Source organism: Nonomuraea wenchangensis, assembly GCF_900111685.1.
Taxonomy (GTDB): Bacteria; Actinomycetota; Actinomycetes; order Streptosporangiales; family Streptosporangiaceae; genus Nonomuraea; species Nonomuraea wenchangensis.
This window is the reverse complement of record NZ_FOHX01000005.1, coordinates 301174-318697: the sequence shown is the minus strand read 5'-3', so window position 1 is coordinate 318697 and position 17524 is coordinate 301174. Positions and strand designations below refer to the sequence as shown.

Annotated in this window: 13 protein-coding genes; 5 read left to right on the top strand and 8 right to left on the bottom strand. The window is 72.6% G+C overall.

The features are described from left to right. Positions 1-83: 83 nt before the first annotated feature. A complete protein-coding gene (locus BMW85_RS17275; RefSeq protein WP_091082355.1) occupies positions 84-1289 on the top strand; it encodes an MFS transporter in 1206 nt (401 codons plus the stop codon). Positions 1290-1422: 133 nt separating this feature from the next. On the opposite strand, the gene BMW85_RS17270 is transcribed toward BMW85_RS17275, so the two are convergent. The 6 genes from BMW85_RS17270 to BMW85_RS17245 form a co-directional block, all read right to left on the bottom strand. Beyond that, positions 1423-4431, bottom strand: a complete 3009-nt coding sequence (locus BMW85_RS17270; RefSeq protein WP_091082353.1) for a helix-turn-helix transcriptional regulator — start codon at positions 4429-4431, stop codon at positions 1423-1425. 49 nt (positions 4432-4480) lie between these two features. Next, positions 4481-4915: a GNAT family N-acetyltransferase gene (locus tag BMW85_RS17265; protein ID WP_091082352.1), complete on the bottom strand. Its 435-nt coding sequence runs from the start codon at positions 4913-4915 to the stop codon at positions 4481-4483. Between the two features lie 66 nt (positions 4916-4981). Beyond that, complete coding sequence (locus tag BMW85_RS17260) at positions 4982-6118, bottom strand: acyl-CoA dehydrogenase family protein (protein WP_091082350.1); 1137 nt, start codon at positions 6116-6118, stop codon at positions 4982-4984. A 2-nt stretch (positions 6119-6120) separates the two neighbouring features. After that, positions 6121-7026 carry a hydroxymethylglutaryl-CoA lyase gene (locus BMW85_RS17255; protein ID WP_091082349.1) on the bottom strand — a complete coding sequence of 302 codons (906 nt, stop codon included), beginning with the start codon at positions 7024-7026 and terminating at the stop codon, positions 6121-6123. Next, complete coding sequence (locus tag BMW85_RS17250) at positions 7027-9012, bottom strand: ATP-binding protein (protein ID WP_177240725.1); 1986 nt, start codon at positions 9010-9012, stop codon at positions 7027-7029. A 2-nt stretch (positions 9013-9014) separates the two neighbouring features. After that, a complete protein-coding gene (locus BMW85_RS17245) occupies positions 9015-10568 on the bottom strand; it encodes a carboxyl transferase domain-containing protein (protein ID WP_218155844.1) in 1554 nt (517 codons plus the stop codon). 87 nt (positions 10569-10655) lie between these two features. Here BMW85_RS17245 and BMW85_RS17240 point away from each other — a divergent pair, with 87 nt between their 5' ends. Both BMW85_RS17240 and BMW85_RS17235 read left to right on the top strand, forming a co-directional pair. After that, positions 10656-11264: a TetR/AcrR family transcriptional regulator gene (locus BMW85_RS17240; RefSeq protein WP_425434341.1), complete on the top strand. Its 609-nt coding sequence runs from the start codon at positions 10656-10658 to the stop codon at positions 11262-11264. A 137-nt stretch (positions 11265-11401) separates the two neighbouring features. Beyond that, complete coding sequence (locus tag BMW85_RS17235; protein WP_143082316.1) at positions 11402-12055, top strand: hypothetical protein; 654 nt, start codon at positions 11402-11404, stop codon at positions 12053-12055. A gap of 53 nt (positions 12056-12108) precedes the next feature. On the opposite strand, the gene BMW85_RS17230 is transcribed toward BMW85_RS17235, so the two are convergent. Then, positions 12109-13482, bottom strand: a complete 1374-nt coding sequence (locus BMW85_RS17230; protein WP_091082341.1) for a hypothetical protein — start codon at positions 13480-13482, stop codon at positions 12109-12111. Positions 13483-13681: 199 nt separating this feature from the next. Between BMW85_RS17230 and BMW85_RS17225 the strand changes: the two genes are divergently transcribed. Further along, complete coding sequence (locus tag BMW85_RS17225; RefSeq protein WP_091082339.1) at positions 13682-15901, top strand: thiamine pyrophosphate-dependent enzyme; 2220 nt, start codon at positions 13682-13684, stop codon at positions 15899-15901. Positions 15902-15905: 4 nt separating this feature from the next. Here the strand turns inward: BMW85_RS17225 and BMW85_RS17220 are convergent, their stop codons facing one another. Further along, on the bottom strand, positions 15906-16604 hold the full coding sequence (locus BMW85_RS17220; RefSeq protein WP_091082338.1) for a M50 family metallopeptidase: 699 nt from the start codon (positions 16602-16604) through the stop codon (positions 15906-15908). A 34-nt stretch (positions 16605-16638) separates the two neighbouring features. On the opposite strand from BMW85_RS17220, the gene BMW85_RS17215 reads away from it, so the two are divergent. Next, positions 16639-17523 carry an amidohydrolase family protein gene (locus BMW85_RS17215; RefSeq protein ID WP_245774863.1) on the top strand — a complete coding sequence of 295 codons (885 nt, stop codon included), beginning with the start codon at positions 16639-16641 and terminating at the stop codon, positions 17521-17523. Position 17524 lies beyond the last annotated feature (1 nt).

Sequence of the window (17524 nt, the reverse complement as noted above, 5' to 3'; positions counted from 1 at the left end):
GGCAACTCACCCTTGATCACCACCTCCTGCGCGACGATGCTCTAACCCGGACGAACCTGTGCGGAGCAACGCGAAGGAGTTCCATGAACGCCGGGACGACCCCCGACACCTCGGCCCAGCCACGCACCCCCTGGGGCACGATCACCGTCGTCTACCTCGGAGGGGTCGTCGCGGCCATGAGCCTCGGCAAGTTCGCCCCCGTCGGGCCGGCGGTGGCGGCCGAGCTCGGGCTGTCGCTGGCGCAACTGGGCTGGGTCATCTCCACGGTGGTCGGCGTCGGAGCCGCCGTCGGCCTGCCCGCCGGCTACCTGATCCGCCGCTTCGGCGCCGAGCGGTCGCTGGTCGCCGGGCTCGCCCTGACCGCGGTGGCGAGCGCGGCCGGGGCGGTCGCGAGCGGCTACGCCTGGCTGCTGACCGTCCGGGGCGTCGAAGGCATCGGATACCTGCTGGTCACCATCGCCTGTCCCGCGCTGATCGTCCGGCTGGCCACGGAACGCGACCGCGGGACCGCGCTGTCCATCTGGGCCACGTTCGTCGCGGTGGGCCTGGGCGCGAGCACGCTCGCCGGAGGCGCGGTCGGCGCCGCGATCGGCTGGCGCGGCTGGATCGGCGTCCTCTCCGGGCTCACGCTCGTGATGGCGCTGGTGGTGCGGGTACGGCTGCCGCGCGGCTCCGCCCGGCGCCCCGAGGCCGGGACCGTCCCCCGCATGCGGGCGCTGGCCTGGCCCGGCCTGCTGGCCGCGGCCTTCTGCCTGGCCGTGCTCGTGACCATCCCGGTGCTCGTCCTGCTGCCCACACTCCTGGTCGAGCGGTACGGCCACTCGGCCGCCTCCGCCGGCGCGGTCACCGCCGTGATCTCGCTGCTCAGCGCGCTCGGCGGAGTGACCGTGGGGATGCTGCTGCGCCGGGGCACGCCGGTCGGCGTCCTCGCGTCGGCCGGGCTGCTCACGCTGCCGGCCGCCTGGCTCATGTTCGGCGGTCACGGCTCGTCGCCGGTCGCCCTGACCGGCGCGGGCATCATCTCGATCGAGAACGGCTTCCTCGGCGCCCTCGTCATCGCCGCCCTGCCGCTGGTGCTGGAACGGCTCGACCACGCCGACGTCGGCAACGGCGTCGTCGCCCAGGCAGGCAGCATCGGCTCCCTCCTCGGCCCGCCGCTGTTCGGCCTGGTGGCCGAAGGGCTCGACCTGCCGGCCCTGGTGCCGGTCATCGGCGTCGGGATCGTGATCTCCGTCGGCGCGCTGCTGCTGGTCGGCCGGAGAACATCCCGAGCACTCCCCGCCGCCTGACCCCCCGGAGTCGGGGCCGTGAACGCGCAGGCGCGCGGGCACGGCGGGCACGCGAGCGCCGTGGGTCAGGCGAGCGCGTGGGTCAGGCGAGCGCGTGGGTCAGGCGAGCGCGTGGGTCAGGCGAGCGCGTGGGTCAGGCGAGGTCGTCGAACAGGTGGAGGCGGTGGGCGGTGGCGGCGGCCTCGCCTCGTCCGGCGACGCCGAGCTTTGCCAGGATGTTGGAGACGTGCACGCTCACCGTCTTCACCGAGATCACCAGCGTCTCGGCGATCTCGCGGTTGCTGCGCCCGTTCGTCACCTCGCGCAGCACCTCCAGCTCGCGCGCCGTCAGGCCGAGCGGCTGCCCGTCGCCGGCGGGCTCGTCGGCCGTGCCGCCGCCGAGGCGGGCCCGGCGGCGGACGACGTCGAGCTGTTCCAGCAGCGGCGCGGCGCCGAGCCCGGCGGCCAGCTCGCGGGCGCGTTCCAGGCGCGCCGCCGCCTCCTGCCGGTCGCCCGCCGCGAGCAGCGCCTGCGCCGACCCCAGCAGGGCACGGGCCTCCGGATAGGGCTGCCCCAGATCGACCCACGCCCCGGCTGCGGCCTCCCACGCCTTGACCCGCCACCCGGCCCGCGCCTCCACGTCATCGGCCGGCCCCGGCCCCGCGAGCGCATCCGCACCCGCAGCCGGCGGCTCCGGTCCCAGCAGGGCCTCGAAGGTGAGCCGTTGTGCCTCCTGCAGCTCGCCCTCCGTGCCGATCCGCCTAGCCACCGCACGCAGCCGGGGCAGTGACGCCGCCGCCTCCTCCGCCACGGACGCCCGCCCCGGAGCCGCCCTGCCCCCGCCTGCGCCGGCCGCGGCCGAGGTCAGGAGGTGGGCGAAGGTCACCAGGAGCTGCCACACGTAGCGCGGACTGGACACGAGGTCGCGCTCCGCCAGCGCCTCGGCCACCTCCCGCACCGCCTCGCCGACCTCGCCGCGCGCCTCCAGCAGCCGCACCTTGCGCCGCAGGTGCGGCAGCAGCGTCTGGTCGCGGTAGGTGCCCCGCGACAGCACCCCGCGCGAGGCGTCGAACAGCTGCTCGGCCCGGTCGAACTGCCCGCGCGCGAGCGCGATGTCGGTGGCGAGCCCCTGCAGGCTCGCCCGGTAGGGGGCGGGCGGCGTGAGGTCGAGGGCCTGTTCGATGACCTCCAGCGCCTCGTCCCACCGCCCGAGCGAGACCAGCGGCTCGGCGAGGTTGATCGTGAGGAAGGTGCCGGAGGTGCGCGCCAGGCCGTAGTGGGCGGAGTCGGCGATGCCCGCCCGGGCGACCTCGGCGGCCCGCTCGTGCCACCCCGCGCCCTCCAGCGCGTCGGACTCGGAGATCGAGCAGCGCATGAGCGCGTTGTAGGCGTCCGCGGCGGCGGCGATGCGGCGCGCCTCGGCGAACGCCTCCATCTGCGCCTCGACCTCGTGGAAGCGGTAGCGCGCCCAGGTGGCGGTGATCAGGGAGTTGGCCTCGACGTTGGCGTCGCCGACCGCGCGGGCGATCTCCCTGGCGATCTCGGCCGTGGCGATCTTCTCGTCCTTGTCCTCGGGCGCGAAGAGCATGCGGGACAGGCTCTCCAGCACCTGGGCGCGCAGCCGCGTGGGCGGCTCGGCGGGGACCAGCGAGGCGGCGCGGCGCAGGTCGTCGAGATTTCCTGGGCGGCCCAGGTCGTAGCGGGTCAGGCCGCGCTGGCGCAGGACGACGGCGGTGCGCACCGGGTCGGTCTCGGCGTCGAGCTCGGCGAGGAGGGCGCCGGCCAGGGCGATGCTGCGTTCGTACTCGCCGGCCAGGTGGGCGACCACGGCGGTCTGTCGCAGCACTTCGAGCCGGTCGGCGCCGATGCGCCCGGCGGCCTCGGGCACCTGGTCCCACAGCTCCAGGACGCGGGAGAGCATGCGCAGCTGCTCGTCGTAGGCGGTGGAGGTGCGCGCGGCGGCGGCCGCCCGCCAGGCGCTGACCAGCGCCCACGTGGAGTCGTGGGCGGCGTGCCAGTGGTGGGCGAGCTCGATCGCGCCGCGCGGGGCGGGCAGGATCGACGGGTCGCGCTCCAGCGCCTCGGCGTAGCGGGTGTGCAGGCGGGTGTGCTCGCCGGGCAGCAGGTCGTCGTGGAGCGCCTCCCGGATGAGCGCGTGCCGGAAGCTGTAGCCCTCGCCGTCGACCACGAGCACGTTGCCCGCGACGGCCGGGCGCAGCGCCCGGGACAGGGCGTTGTCGTCGAGCCCGGCGACGGCCGACAGCAGGTCGTGCTCGATGCGCTGGCCGCCCGCGCTGGCCACCCGCAGCAGCTCCTGCGTCTCCTCCGGCAGCCGCTCGACGCGGGCGAGCAGCAGGTCGCGCAGCGACTCGGGCAGGTCGCCCCGGCCGCCGCCCTCGCTCAGCAGCGCCTCGACGAACAGCGGGTTTCCCTCGCTGCGGGCGTAGATGAGGTCCATGTCGGCCGGCGCCGGCCGGCGCTCCAGGATGCTGGCCGCCTGCGCGACGGCCTCCCTGCGGGTCAGCCTGCGCAGCTCGACCCGGCTGACCCACTCCACCCGGCCCAGCTCGGCCAGCATGGGCCGCAGCGGGTGGGTGCGGTGGAGCTCGTCGCTGCGGTAGGTGACCACGAGCAGCAGTCGCCCGGCGGTGCGCTGGTAGCGGACCAGGAACGACAGCAGGTCGCGGGTGGAGCGGTCGGCCCAGTGGGCGTCCTCGATGACGAGCGCGACGGGGCGCTCCTCGGCCAGCCGCTCCAGCAGCCCGAGCACCAGCTCGAACAGGCGCGCGCGGGCCTCGGCGCCCTCCCTGCCCGGCTCGCCGAACTCGGGCAGCAGCCGGGCCAGCCCGCTGGTCGCGCCGCCGGGCACGAGCGCCGCGACGCCGTCGCGGCCGAGCCGCCGCACCAGCCCGCGCAGCACGGCGGTGAACGGCGCGAACGGCAGGCCCTCGGTGCCCAGCTCCAGGCAGCCGCCGACGAGCACCAGGGCGTCGTCGGCGCGGTCGGCGAACTCGCCCAGCAGCCGCGTCTTGCCGACCCCGGCCTCGCCGCCGACCAGCACGGTGGCGGGCACGCCGGCGCGCGCCTCGGCGAGCGCGTCGCGGAGGGCGGCGAGCTCACGAGCACGCCCGACGAACAGCGGGCTGACGGCGTGTACGGTCACGTACGCAAGGATGCCACCGCACTCCGACAGAAGCGCAGGCTGATCGCGCTCAGCGCAGCACCTTGCGGAAGAACGTGGCCGACGCCTCGTAGCCGAGCGCGTGGTAGAACTCCGGCGCCCGCCGGGTGGCCATGGCGACGTAGCGGGCGCCGCGCGAGCGGGCCCATTGCTCGAACTCCTCCAGCAGCGCCCGCCCGATGCCCTGCCGGCGCGAGCCCGACTGGACCATGGCCTCCTCGACCCAGGCGACCGGCCCGTTGGCGAACAGCGTGAGGTGCGTGAAGCCCAGGAGGTAGCCGCGGACCCTGCCTTCGGCGACGGCCACGAGCAGCAGGGCGGAGTCGTTCGCCAGCAGCTCGGGGAGGGCGGCGTCGAAGGCCTCGCGCTCGGGCCGGAACGTCAGCCCGAAGTCGCGGGCCAGCGCGAACACCTCGTCCGCGTCCGCCTTCTCCGCCCTCCTGATGAGAAGATCGTCAGCCGTCATGACCCCTGACAGTAGATCCTCGCGCGCCGGTGGCGCAAACATGGAAGCCCTCGCGGGCCGGGGACCTCACAGGTCGGCCAGGCCGAGCTGGCGGGCGATGAGCATCCGCTGCACCTCGCTGGTGCCCTCGCCGATCTCCAGGATCTTGGCGTCGCGGTAGAAGCGGCCGACGGGGAACTCGTTCATGAAGCCGTAGCCGCCGAACACCTGGGTGGCGTCGCGGGCGTTGTCCATGGCGGCGTTGGAGGAGACCAGCTTGGCGATCGCGGCCTCCTTCTTGAACGGCGCCCCCGCCAGCATGCGCTCGGCCGCGTGGTAGTAGGCCAGGCGGGCGGTGTGGGCGCGGGCCTCCATGTCGGCGACCTTGAACTGGATGGCCTGGTAGTGGCCGATGGGGTTGCCGAAGGCCCGGCGCTCCCGTACGTACTTCAGGCACTCGTCCACGCAGCCCTGGGCCAGGCCGACGCTGAGGGCGGCGATCGCGATGCGGCCCTCGTCCAAGGTCTGGAGGAACTGGGCGTAGCCGCGGCCGCGCTCGCCGAGCAGGTTGGCCGCGGGGACCCGGCAGTCGGAGAAGGACAGCTCGCGGGTGTCGGAGGCGTTCCAGCCGACCTTGGAGTACTTCTTCGACACGGTGAAGCCGGGCGTCCCCGCCGGTACGAGGATCGTGGAGATCTCCCGCTCCCCGGTGAGCGCGGCCACGCCGACGACGCTGGTGATGTCGGTGCCGGAGTTGGTGATGAACGCCTTCGACCCGTTGATCACCCATTCGTCGCCGTCGAGCACGGCCGTGGTGCGCATCCCGCCGGGCACGTCGGTGCCGCCGCCGGGCTCGGTCAGTCCGAACGCGCCGAGCTCCGTCCCGGAGGCGAGCCGCGGCAGCCAGTGGGCGCGCTGCTCCTCGGTGCCGAAGCGGTAGATCGGCATCGCGCCGAGCGAAACCGCCGCCTCCAGGGTGATCGCCACGCTGGAGTCCACGCGGGCCAGCTCCTCCAGGGCCAGGCACAGGGCGAAGTAGTCGCCGCCCATGCCGCCGTACTCCTCGGGGAAGGGGAGGCCGAACAGGCCCATCGCGCTCATCCTGCGCACGATGTCGTACGGGAACTCCTCGCGCTCGTAGTAGTCGCCGATCACGGGGGCGACCACGTCACGGGCGAACGTCTCGACCGTCTTGCGCAGTTCTTCGTACTCGTCCTTGAGCATGGTCAGCCTTTCGCGAGCGCCTGTACGACGCGGGAGGGACTGGGCCGGCCGAGCAGCCCGGCCAGCCAGGTGCTGGTGGCGACGAGCTTGCCGAGGTCGAGCCCGGTGTCGATGCCGAGTCCGCGCAGCATCCAGACGAGGTCCTCGGTGGCGAGGTTGCCCGTGGCGGACTCGGCGTAGGGGCAGCCGCCGATGCCGCCGGTGGAGGCGTCCACGGTGGTCACACCGGCGCGGAGCGCGGCCAGGGTGTTGCCGAGGGCCTGGCCGTAGGTGTCGTGGAAGTGCACCGCCAGCCGCTCGGGGGAGCGGAACGCGTTGATCAGCGCGGTGACGTGGCCCGGCGTGCCGACGCCGGTGGTGTCGCCGAGCGACAGCTCGTGGCAGCCGAGCCCGAGCAGCCTCTCGCCCACCCGGACGACCTGCGCGATCGGGGTCGGCCCCTCCCAGGGGTCGCCGAAGCACATCGACACGTACGCGCGCACCCGCACCCCGTTGTCGAGCGCCCTGGCCACGACCGGCTCGAACATGTCGAACTGGCTCTCCAGGCTGCGGTTGAGGTTCTTGGCGGCGAAGGTCTCGGTCGCGCTGGCGAAGACGGCGATCTCGGTCACACCGCGGTCGAGCGCCCGGTCCAGGCCGCGCTCGTTCGGCACCAGGACGGGGTAGCGGACGCCGGGCCTGCGGTGCAGCCGGGTCAGCAGCTCGTCGGCGTCGGCGAGCTGCGGCACCCACTTGGGGTGGACGAAGCTGGTGGCCTCGATGACCTTGTGGCCGGCGTCCGCGAGCCGGTCGATGAACTCGGCCTTCACCTCGACGGGGACGACCGCGGCCTCGTTCTGCAGCCCGTCGCGCGGCCCCACCTCGTAGACGGTGACCTGCTTGGGAAGGCCGTCCATGGGATGCGGCATCTATTCCTCCTCGGGGGTCACGACCGCCAGGACGGCGTCCATGTCGACCGGCCGGCCGGGCTGGACCGGGAGGTCGGTGACGACTCCGGCGCACGGGGCGGTGACGGCGTGCTCCATCTTCATGGCCTCGACGATGACCAGCGGCTGGCCGACGGTCACCCGGTCGCCCGGCTGGGCCTTGACGACGAGGACGGTGCCCGGCATCGGGCTGCGTACCACGCCGTCACCGGAGGCGGCGGCCCCGGGGCGGTCGCCGGGGTCGCCGATCAGGTGACGGGTGAACGCCCACCCGTGGCCGTCGCGGCCGAGCCAGAGCGTGTCGCCGTCGCGCGCGCACAGGTAGCGGACGGTCCGGCCGCCGAGCGTGACGTCCACCTCCGGGTCCTCCGCGCGCAGGCGGGCGGGGACCGGGCGCTCTTCCAGCAGCACCTCGGCCGACTCGGCGGGCAGGCCGCGGACCCGTACGTCGTGGACGCCGTCCCTGGACGCCAGCCGCCAGGTCGTCCAGGCCCGCTCGCCGACCCGCCAGCCGTCGGTGACCTCCCACGGGTCGTCGCCCTGCGGCAGCGCGTGGAAGACCAGCCCGGCCGCGGCGAGCACGTCGGCGGGCACGCCGGCGTCCGTGACCAGCTCGGGCAGCGCCCGCTCGATCAGGCCGGTGTCCAGCTCGCCCGCGCGGACGGCCGGGTGGACGGCCAGGGCGCGCAGGAACGGCACGTTGGTGACCACGCCCAGCACGGCGGTGCCGGCGAGCGCGCGGTCGAGGGCGCGCAGCGCGGCCTTCCTGTCCGGGGCCCAGGCCACCACCTTGGAGAGCATCGGGTCGAACTCGCTGCCGACGACGCCGCCCTCGGTCAGCCCGGAGTCCGTACGGACCAGCGGGCCGGAGCCGGCCGGGCGAGAGTCGGGCTGGGCGGTTGGGCCGGGGACGCCAGGCTCGCGGAGCAGCAGGACGCGCCCGCCCGTCGGCAGGAAGCCGCGCGCGGGGTCCTCGGCGTAGACGCGGGCCTCGACGGCGTGCCCGCTCAGCCGCACGTCGCCCTGGCCGAACGGCAGCGGCTCGCCTGCCGCCACCCGGAGCTGCAGCTCCACCAGGTCGAGGCCGGTCACCAGCTCGGTGACGGGGTGCTCGACCTGGAGGCGGGTGTTCATCTCCATGAAGTGGTAGGCGCCGGTGGCTCCGTCCACGATGAACTCGACGGTGCCCGCGCCGACGTAGCCGACCGCCCGCGCCGCCTCCACGGCCGCCGCGCCCATGCGGGACCGCAGCTCGGGTGTGACGAACGGCGACGGCGCCTCCTCGATGACCTTCTGGTGCCTGCGCTGCAGGCTGCACTCGCGCTCGCCCAGGTGCACCGCGCCGCCGAGGGCGTCGGCCAGCACCTGGATCTCGATGTGGCGCGGGCTTTCGACGTACCGCTCGATGAGCAGCGTGGCGTCGCCGAACGCGGCCAGCGCGGTCCGCCGCGCCGACGCCAGCGCGTCGGGCAGCTCCGCGGCCGAGCGCACCAGCACCATGCCCTTGCCGCCGCCGCCCGCGGACGGCTTGATCAGGGCGGGGAAGTCGCGCCACTCCTCCAGCACGTCGCCGGGCTCGGCCCCGCCCGGCACCACCGGCACCCCGGCGGCCGACACCGTGGCCTTGGCCCGGATCTTGTCGCCCATGGCGTCGATGGCCTCGGCCGGCGGCCCGACGAACGCCGTCCCCGCGGCCGCGCAGGCGCGCGCGAAGGCGGCGTTCTCGGCCAGGAACCCGTAGCCGGGGTGCACGGCCTGAGCGCCGGACGCGAGCGCCGCCCCCGCGATCGCGTCGGCGTCCAGGTAGCTCGGCACCTCCAGGGCGAGGTCGGCCTCGCGTACGTGCCGGGCGTCGGCGTCGGACGGCGTGTGCACGGCCACCGCCGTGACGCCGAGCCGGCGCAGCGTACGGGCGATCCGCACGGCGATCTCGCCCCTGTTGGCGATGAGAACACGGTCGAAGAGCATGATCACATCCGGAAGACGCCGTAGCCGGCGGGTTCGAGCGGGGCGTTGGCCGCCGCGGACAGCGCCAGGCCGAGGACGGTGCGGGTGTCGAGCGGGTCGATCACGCCGTCGTCCCACAGCCTGGCCGTGGAGTAGTACGGGTTGCCCTGGTGCTCGTACTGGGCCCTGATGGCGTCGGCGTCGGCGGTGCCGACGGTGGTGAGGACGTTCGCGGCCTGCTCGCCACCCATCACGGAGATGCGGGCGTTGGGCCACATCCACAGGAAGCGCGGCGCGTACGCCCGGCCGGACATCGCGTAGTTCCCCGCGCCGAACGAGCCGCCGATGACCACGGTGAACTTGGGCACCCGCGCGCAGGAGACGGCGGTGACCATCTTCGCGCCGTGCTTGGCTATGCCGCCCGCCTCGTACGCCTTGCCGACCATGAAGCCGCTGATGTTCTGCAGGAACACCAGAGGGATGCGGCGCTGGTCGCACAGCTCGATGAAGTGGGCGCCCTTCATGGCCGACTCGCTGAACAGGATGCCGTTGTTGGCCACGATGCCGACCGGGTGGCCGTGCAGGTGGGCGAAGCCGGTGACGAGGGTGTGGCCGTACTCGGCCTTGAACTCCAGGAAGCGTGAGCCGTCCACGATCCTCGCGATGACCTCGCGCACGTCGTACGGCTGGCGGGTGTCCGCGGGGACGATCCCGTACAGGTCGCGCGGGTCGTGGCGGGGCGGCTCGGGCGTGACCACCGGCCAGGGCCGCTCGGCGCGCGGGGCGAGCGTGGAGACGATGTCGCGGACGATGGCGAGCGCGTGCGCGTCGTCCTCGGCGAGGTGGTCGGTGACGCCGCTGACCCGGGCGTGCAGGTCGCCGCCGCCCAGCTCCTCGGCCGTGACCTCCTCGCCGGTGGCCGCCTTCACCAGCGGCGGGCCGCCCAGGAAGATCGTGCCCTGGCCGCGGACGATGACCGCCTCGTCGCTCATCGCGGGGACGTACGCGCCGCCCGCCGTGCACGAGCCGAGCACGGCGGCGATCTGCGGGATGCCGCGGGCGGACATGGTGGCCTGGTTGTAGAAGATGCGGCCGAAGTGGTCGCGGTCGGGGAACACCTCGTCCTGCTTGGGCAGGAACGCGCCGCCGGAGTCCACGAGGTAGACGCAGGGCAGGTGGTTGTGCAGGGCCACCTCCTGCGCGCGCAGGTGCTTCTTGACGGTCATCGGGTAGTAGGTGCCGCCCTTGACCGTGGCGTCGTTGGCGACGATCACGCACTCGCGGCCCGAGACCCGGCCGACGCCCGTGATGATCCCGGCCGCCGGCGCCTCGTCGTCGTAGAGGCCGTTCGCGGCCAGCGGCGACAGCTCCAGGAAGCGGGAGCCGGGGTCCAGCAGGCCGTCCACGCGGTCGCGTGGCAGCAGCTTGCCGCGTTCGACGTGCCGCCGCCGCGACCGCTCGGGGCCGCCGGGCGCGGCGGCGGCTAGGCGGTCGAGCAGGTCGGCGGCCAGGCGTTCGTTGATCTCGGTGTTGCGCTTGTACGCCTCCCCCGCCGGGTCGGCGGCCGAGCCCAGCACCGGCCAGTCGCTGCTCATGCGTCCCCTCTCATGCCCTCATGGCTCGAATGTTAGTCATCGTTAACGTCATCGTCTAGCATGGGAGACGTGACCAGCGCCTCCGCCACCCCCTCCACCCCTGCCCGCCCACGGCGCAACAGGCGTGCGGAGATCCTGGAGGCGGCTGCCCGGCTGTTCGCGGCACGAGGCTTCCACGGCGTCCCGATCGAGGAGATCTGCGGCGCGGTCGGCGTCTCCGGCCCCGCGCTCTACCGGCACTTCAGCGGCAAGGAGGCGCTGCTGGCGGAGATGCTGCTCGACGTCAGCTCGCGGCTGCGCGAGTCCGCCGTGGCCGTCGCGACCTCCTCCCCCGGGCCCGAGCAGTCCCTCGACGCACTGCTCGACGTGCAGATCACCTTCGCCATCGAGCAGCCCGCGCTGATCACCGTGCACGACAGGGAGCTCGGCAACGTGCCCGAGCCGCACCGGCGGCAGATCAGGCGGCTGCAGCGGCTGTACGTCGAGGAGTGGGTGACCGTCCTGGCCGAGCTGCACCCCACGTGCCCGGCCGCCCGGCTGCGGGCCGCCATGCACGCGGTCTTCGGGCTGCTCAACTCGACCCCGCACAGCGCGGGCGAGCTGGCCGGCGGCGACATGCGGCCCCTGCTGCGCGTGATGGCCCGCGCGGCGATCGATGCCGCTGTTAACGCACGCTAACAATCGGCGATCGCGTACGCGCCCGACTAGGACTGACTTTCGCATCTCCCTGCGCTCGATCAAGTACGGAGGGTAACTTTCCCGATGTAGCCGCGCGGCTTCCCTCCGTCCTCCCTCCGCAGTAAGGAGCGCACCGAATGTTGGATCTCCAGAAGAAGTACGATGACCTCGAAGTCCGGGTCACGGCGCTTGAAGCGGCTACTGTTAGCGGCGTGCCACAGCTCACCATCGCCGACCGGATCGACACGCTGCACCGGCGCGTGGACGACGTCGCCGACAACCTCCTCGACAAGATCGACCGCGAGGTCGGCGCACTCAGGTCCGAGATGAGGGCTGGCTTCGCCAGAATCGACCAGAGATTCAGCAAGATCGACCAGCAGTTCGTCAGCATTGACCAGAAGTTCAGCAAGATCGACGAGCAGTTCGTCAGCATCGATCAGAGATTCAGCAAGATCGACGAGCAGTTCGTCAACATCGACCAGAGATTCAGCAAGATCGACGAGCAGTTCGTCAACATCGACCAGAGATTCAGCAAGATCGACGAGCAGTTCGCGAAGATCGACCAGAGGTTCACGCAGATCGATCAGAGGTTCGCCCAGATCGACCAGAGGTTCGCCCAGATCGATCAGAAGTTCGTCGCGATCGACGCGCGCTTCGCCAAGATGGACGAGAGGCTCGACAAGATGGACGAGAGGTTCGACAGGCTCGAGAAGCGGCTCGACTCGCATGACGATCGGTTCGACCGGCTGGAGTCGATCCTCGGCCGGATCGAGAGCAAACTGTCCAACTAGCCGGCCTCCACGCACGAAAAGGCCCGGAGCCGAAGCTCCGGGCCTCCTCCTGCCTACCTCCGGGTCACCCGGACATAATCCGTACGGCTGGACGACCCGTACGTGTCGTCGTCACCCTTGAACACGAACTTCCAGCGCCCGGAGTCCCAGGCCCTGGCCTTCGCGAAGAGGCGCCCGCTGTCACCGGAGCGGAACATCTTCACGTACTCCCACTTCTTCGACCCGGCCTTCTTGAAGTACAGCGCGACCTTGCCGCTGTAGCCCTCCCAGCCGTCGTCGTCGGCGATCTGCAGCCTGCCCTTGAACCTCAGATACTTGCCGCGCTTCACCGGCTCCGCATAGGCGTTGAACCCGATGATCCGGCTGTCCGCCCTGCTCACGGCGGGCGGCGGCGGGGCGGGCTGTTCGACCGTCACCCAGTCGGCGTCGCTGACGCTGCCGTTCACGCCGCGGGTGCCGGCGTACTCGGCGCGCCACCAGCCGGAGGCGACGGCGGTGGCGGCGGCCCAGAAGCGGCCGTCCCTGCCGGTCACCGTGCTGGTCACGTCCTCCCAGCGGGAGGAGCCCGCGGCCCTGAAGGACACGGTGACGCGCTGCCCGGCGAGCCCGTCGCGCCGCTCGGCCTTGAGCGTGCCGGTGAAGGTCAGCCGGTCGCCCTTGTCGACGGGCTCGGGCCGTACGTCGAAGCCGTCGATCCTGCTGTCGGCGTTCCGTTGCCTGACGGCCACGTCGGCGAGGTCGCTGACGGAGCCCTTCGCGGCGGCGGTGGCGGCGAACACGGCGCGGAACGTGCCGCTCGTCCGGAGCCGCACTCCGTCGCCGAACCAGCCGTCGTTCCCGGTCGTCGTCCTGGCGACCTCGCGGAAGTCGCCGGAGTGACGGCCGCGGAACTGGATGGAGACGTTCTGTCCCGCGTACCCCTTGCCGTCGGCGAGCAGGCGCCCGAAGACCTTGACCACGTCACCGCGGTCGGCCACGCGCGGCCGGACGCCGAAGGAGGCGAACTTGGTGTCGAGCGTCTTCTTGACGACCACCTCGAAGGTCCCGGAGGCGGTCTTCTCCTGGCCGCCGCCCTTGGCCGTGGCGAGGTAGCTCCACGTGCCGGTGGGCGTGGTCTCGAACTTCCTGGTGCCGGTCCACTTGACCCAGTCGCGTACCGGCGTCCTCGTCAGCTCGCCCACGGAGGAGTAGACCCCGACGGGCGGCTTGAGCTGGAGCGTGGCCTGGTCCGCGTTCTTCGTGAAGACGGTGAAGGTGGCGGTGACCGGCCCGCCGGTCACGTCGAGCGGCGATGCGGGGTTGATGAGCACCCGGCCGAGTTCGACGGGTTTCTGCGGGGCCGCCGACGCGGCTGACGGCGCGAGGGCGACCAGGGCCCCTGCGCCGATCATGACGGCGAAGGCGGTGACACGAAAGCGTTGTAACATGCGGGTTCCTTTCTGGAGACCCCAGTGCTTCAACGCGGCATTGAGGGTGCCACGTGTGTCTCCTTTAGAGACGTCCAGGTGCGCGGCGAGGTTCGAAATACTGACAAACGGTTATAGATGAGGGTCTATAACGACCGGACCGCAACCTCTCCCCCCGCGTCGGGCAGACGCCGGGCCCGATGGCAGACATAATCGGGGTGTGGCGCGGGACACTGTCGAAACACATTTCACCGAAGCCGTCGCGGCCCTTGAAGCGGGTCCCCCGCGAGATCCGGCCCAGCCGGTCCGCGAGGGGACGACGCTGACCGGCGAGCAATGCCGCGCGCTGTTCCTGCGCCAGCTCGACAGCCGGCTGCTCGACATCGCCGCCCGCTGGCTGCGCGAGCAGAACGAAGGCTTCTACACCATCGGCTCGGCGGGGCACGAGGGCAACGCCGCGGTCGCCGCCGCGCTGCGGCCCAGCGATCCCGCGCTGCTCCACTACCGTTCCGGCGCGTTCTACCTCACCCGGTCCGAGCAGAAGGGCCGGCTGCCCGAGCAGGGGCTGCGCGACGTCCTCATGGGCCTGAGCGCGGCGGCCGACGAGCCGATCGCGGGCGGCCGGCACAAGGTGTTCGGCCATCCCGAGCTGGCGGTCATCCCGCAGACCTCGACCATCGCGAGCCACCTGCCGAGGGCCGTGGGCGTCGCCTTCGCCGTCGAACGCGCCAAGGCGCTCGGCGCGTCCGGCGCGTGGCAGCCCGGCGCGGTCGTCGTGTGCAGCTTCGGCGACGCCTCGATCAACCACGCGAGCGCGCTGTCCGGCCTCAACCTCGCCTCCTACGCCACCTTCCAGGGGCAGCCGCTGCCGATCCTGTTCGTCTGCGAGGACAACGGGCTCGGCATCAGCGTGCGCACGCCCAAAGGCTGGGTGGCGGCGGCCGCGCGGCGGCCCGGCATCGAGTACTTCGCCGCCGACGGGTGCGACCTGGCCGACGCCTACGACGCCGCCACGCGCGCGGTCGAGCACGTACGCACCAGCCGCTCCCCCGCGTTCCTGCACCTGTCCACGGTGCGGCTCATGGGGCACGCCGGGTCCGACGTGGAGGTGGCCTACCGCACCCAGCGTGACATCCGCGCCGACCTGGCCCGCGACCCGCTGCTGCGCACCGCCGCGATGCTCGTCGAGGCCGGCCTGGAGACCCCGGACGAGCTGCTCAAGAAGTACGAGAGCGCCCGCGAGCACGTGCTGCGCATCGCCCTGGAGACCACCCGCCACCCGCGGCTCGGCACCGCCAAGGAGATCAAGGAGCCGCTCGCGCCGCGCGACCCCGACCTGATCGCCCGCATCAGCCCGGCGGCGGCCCCGCCCGCGGCCAGGGACAAGGCGTTCGCCGGCGCGCTGCCCGAGCTCGACAAGCCGCTCACGCTCTCCCAGTCGATCAACCGCACGCTCGCCGACGCGCTCGCCGTACACCCCGAGATGATGGTGTTCGGCGAGGACGTCGCGCGGAAGGGCGGCGTGTACGGGGTGACGCGGGGGCTGCAGAAGCGGTTCGGCGCGGGGAAGGTGTTCGACACGCTGCTGGACGAGCAGGCCATCCTGGGGCTGGCGCTCGGGTCGGGGGTGTCGGGGCTGCTCCCGGTGCCGGAGATCCAGTATCTCGCCTACCTGCACAACGCGCTCGACCAGATCCGCGGCGAGGGGGCGACGCTGTCGTTCTTCTCGCGCGGCGCCTACCGCAACCCGATGGTGGTGCGGGTGGCGGGCTACGCCTACCAGAAGGGGTTCGGCGGGCACTTCCACAACGACAACTCGGTGGCGGCGCTGCGCGACATCCCCGGCCTGGTCATCGCCTCGCCGGCGCGGCCGGACGACGCCTCGGCGATGCTGCGCACGTGCCTCGCGGCGGCGCGCGCGTGCGGGACGGTCGCGGTGTTCCTGGAGCCGATCGCGCTCTACCACACGCGCGACCTGTTCGAGGAGGGCGACGGGGGCTGGCTGGCGCCGTACGCGCCGCCGTCCCGCTGGGCCGAGACGCACGTGCCGATCGGGCGGGCCCGCTCCTACGGCGATGGGCGCGACCTGACGATCGTGACGTTCGGCAACGGGGTGCGGATGAGCCTGCGGGCCGCCGTGCGGCTCACCCAGGAGGGCTACGGCTGCCGCGTCCTCGACCTGCGCTGGCTCGCGCCGCTGCCGGTCGAGGACCTGGTGCGGGCGGCGGAGCTGACCGGGAAGGTGCTGATCGCCGACGAGACCCGGCACTCCGGTGGCGTCTCCGAGGGGGTGCTGGCGGAGCTGGCGGACGCCGGGTTCACCGGGCAGGTGGCGCGGGTGACGTCGGACGACAGCTTCATCCCGCTGGGCGGCGCGGCCGATCACGTGCTGCTGTCGGAGGCCGAGATCGAGCAGGCGGCCCGCAAGCTCCTCGGATAGGGCTTCAGAGCGGGTTCATCAGGTAGGCCCCGAACACCGCCGCCGTCACCGCCACCACGAAGAAGAAGAACACGTAGAAGCCGCCCGGCAGGATCGTCAGCCGGGCGAGCTGGTCGGCGTCGGAGTCCCTGGCCTGCCTGCGGCGCCGCTTCTGCTGCAGCTCGATGATCGGCCGGATCCCGCCGAGCAGCAGGAACCACACGGCGACGAAGGCGACGCCCTGCTGGACGGCGGCGGGGGCGTACATCACGAGCGCGTACACCGCGCCGCCGGTGGCGAGGAGGATCAGCGCGCCGTAGAGGTTGCGGATCAGCAGCAGCATGCAGACCAGGAACAGCAGCACCGTCCAGATCAGCAGCGTGATGCGCCCCTGCTCGGTCAGCCAGGCGGCGGCCAGCCCGAGCAGCGGCGGCGCGAGGTAGCCCGCCATCGCGGTCAGCACCATGCCTGGCCCGGTCGGCCTCCCCCTGGTGAGCGTCACGCCGGAGGTGTCGGAGTGGAGGCGGATGCCCTCCAGCTTGCGCCGGGTGACCAGCGCCATGAGCGCGTGGCCGCCCTCGTGGGCGATCGTGATCAGGCCCCGGGAGACCTGCCAGGGCATACGGAAACCGACGATCACTAGCGCGACCAGAGCCGAGACCGCCACGACCCAGGGGTGGGGGTCAGGCTGAACCTTGATCAGGTGAGCCCAGAGCTTGTCCATCGAGACAGAACCCTATCCAGGTAAAGTCACGGCCGTGGTCATAGAACGACATTCTGACCAGGGGGTGCCGGAGTGGTGGCGGCGGCTCGGGCTGCCCGGGCTGGTCGACCTGCACGTGCACTTCCTGCCGGAGCGGATGGAGCGGCGGGTCTGGCACCACTTCCGCCACGGCGGGCCGCTGATGGGCGAGGGCTGGCACATCACGTACGAGTGGCCGGTGGCGGAGCGGGTGGCGCACCTGCGGGCGATGGGGGTGCGGAGCTTCCCGGCGCTGGCGTACGCGCACAAGCCGGGCATGGCGGCCGACCTCAACGCCTGGACCATGGATTTCGCCCGGCGTACACCGGGTTGTCTCCCGTCGGCGACCTTCTACCCGGAGCCTGGGGTGGTGGCGTACGTGCGGCGCGCCCTGGACGACGGGGCCCGCATCTTCAAGGTGCACCTCCAGGTCGGCGGGTTCGATCCGCGGGTCCCCGAGCTGTCGGAGGTCTGGGGGCTGCTGGCGGAGTCGGGCGTGCCCGTCGTCGTGCACGCCAGCTCGGTGCCGGTGCCCGGCGGGCACGTCGGCGCGGAGCCCGTCGGCGAGGTGCTGCGCCGCCATCCCCGGCTGCGCCTGGTGATCGCCCACCTCGGCATGCCGGAGTACGACCCGTTCTTCGAGCTGGCCCTGCGGTACGAACGGGTGGCGCTGGACACCACGATGGCGTTCACCGACTTCAGCGAGCGCGGCATGCCGTTCCCCGGCCGGCTCCGCCCGGCGTTGCTTGATCTGGGATTGGCGGGGAAGGTGATCCTCGGCAGTGACTTCCCGACCATCCCCTACCCCTACGCCCACCAGCTCGACGCGCTCGCCCGCCTGGACCTCGGCGAGGACTGGCTCAGGGCCGTGTGCTGGGGCAATGGGCAAGCCGTGATCTGAT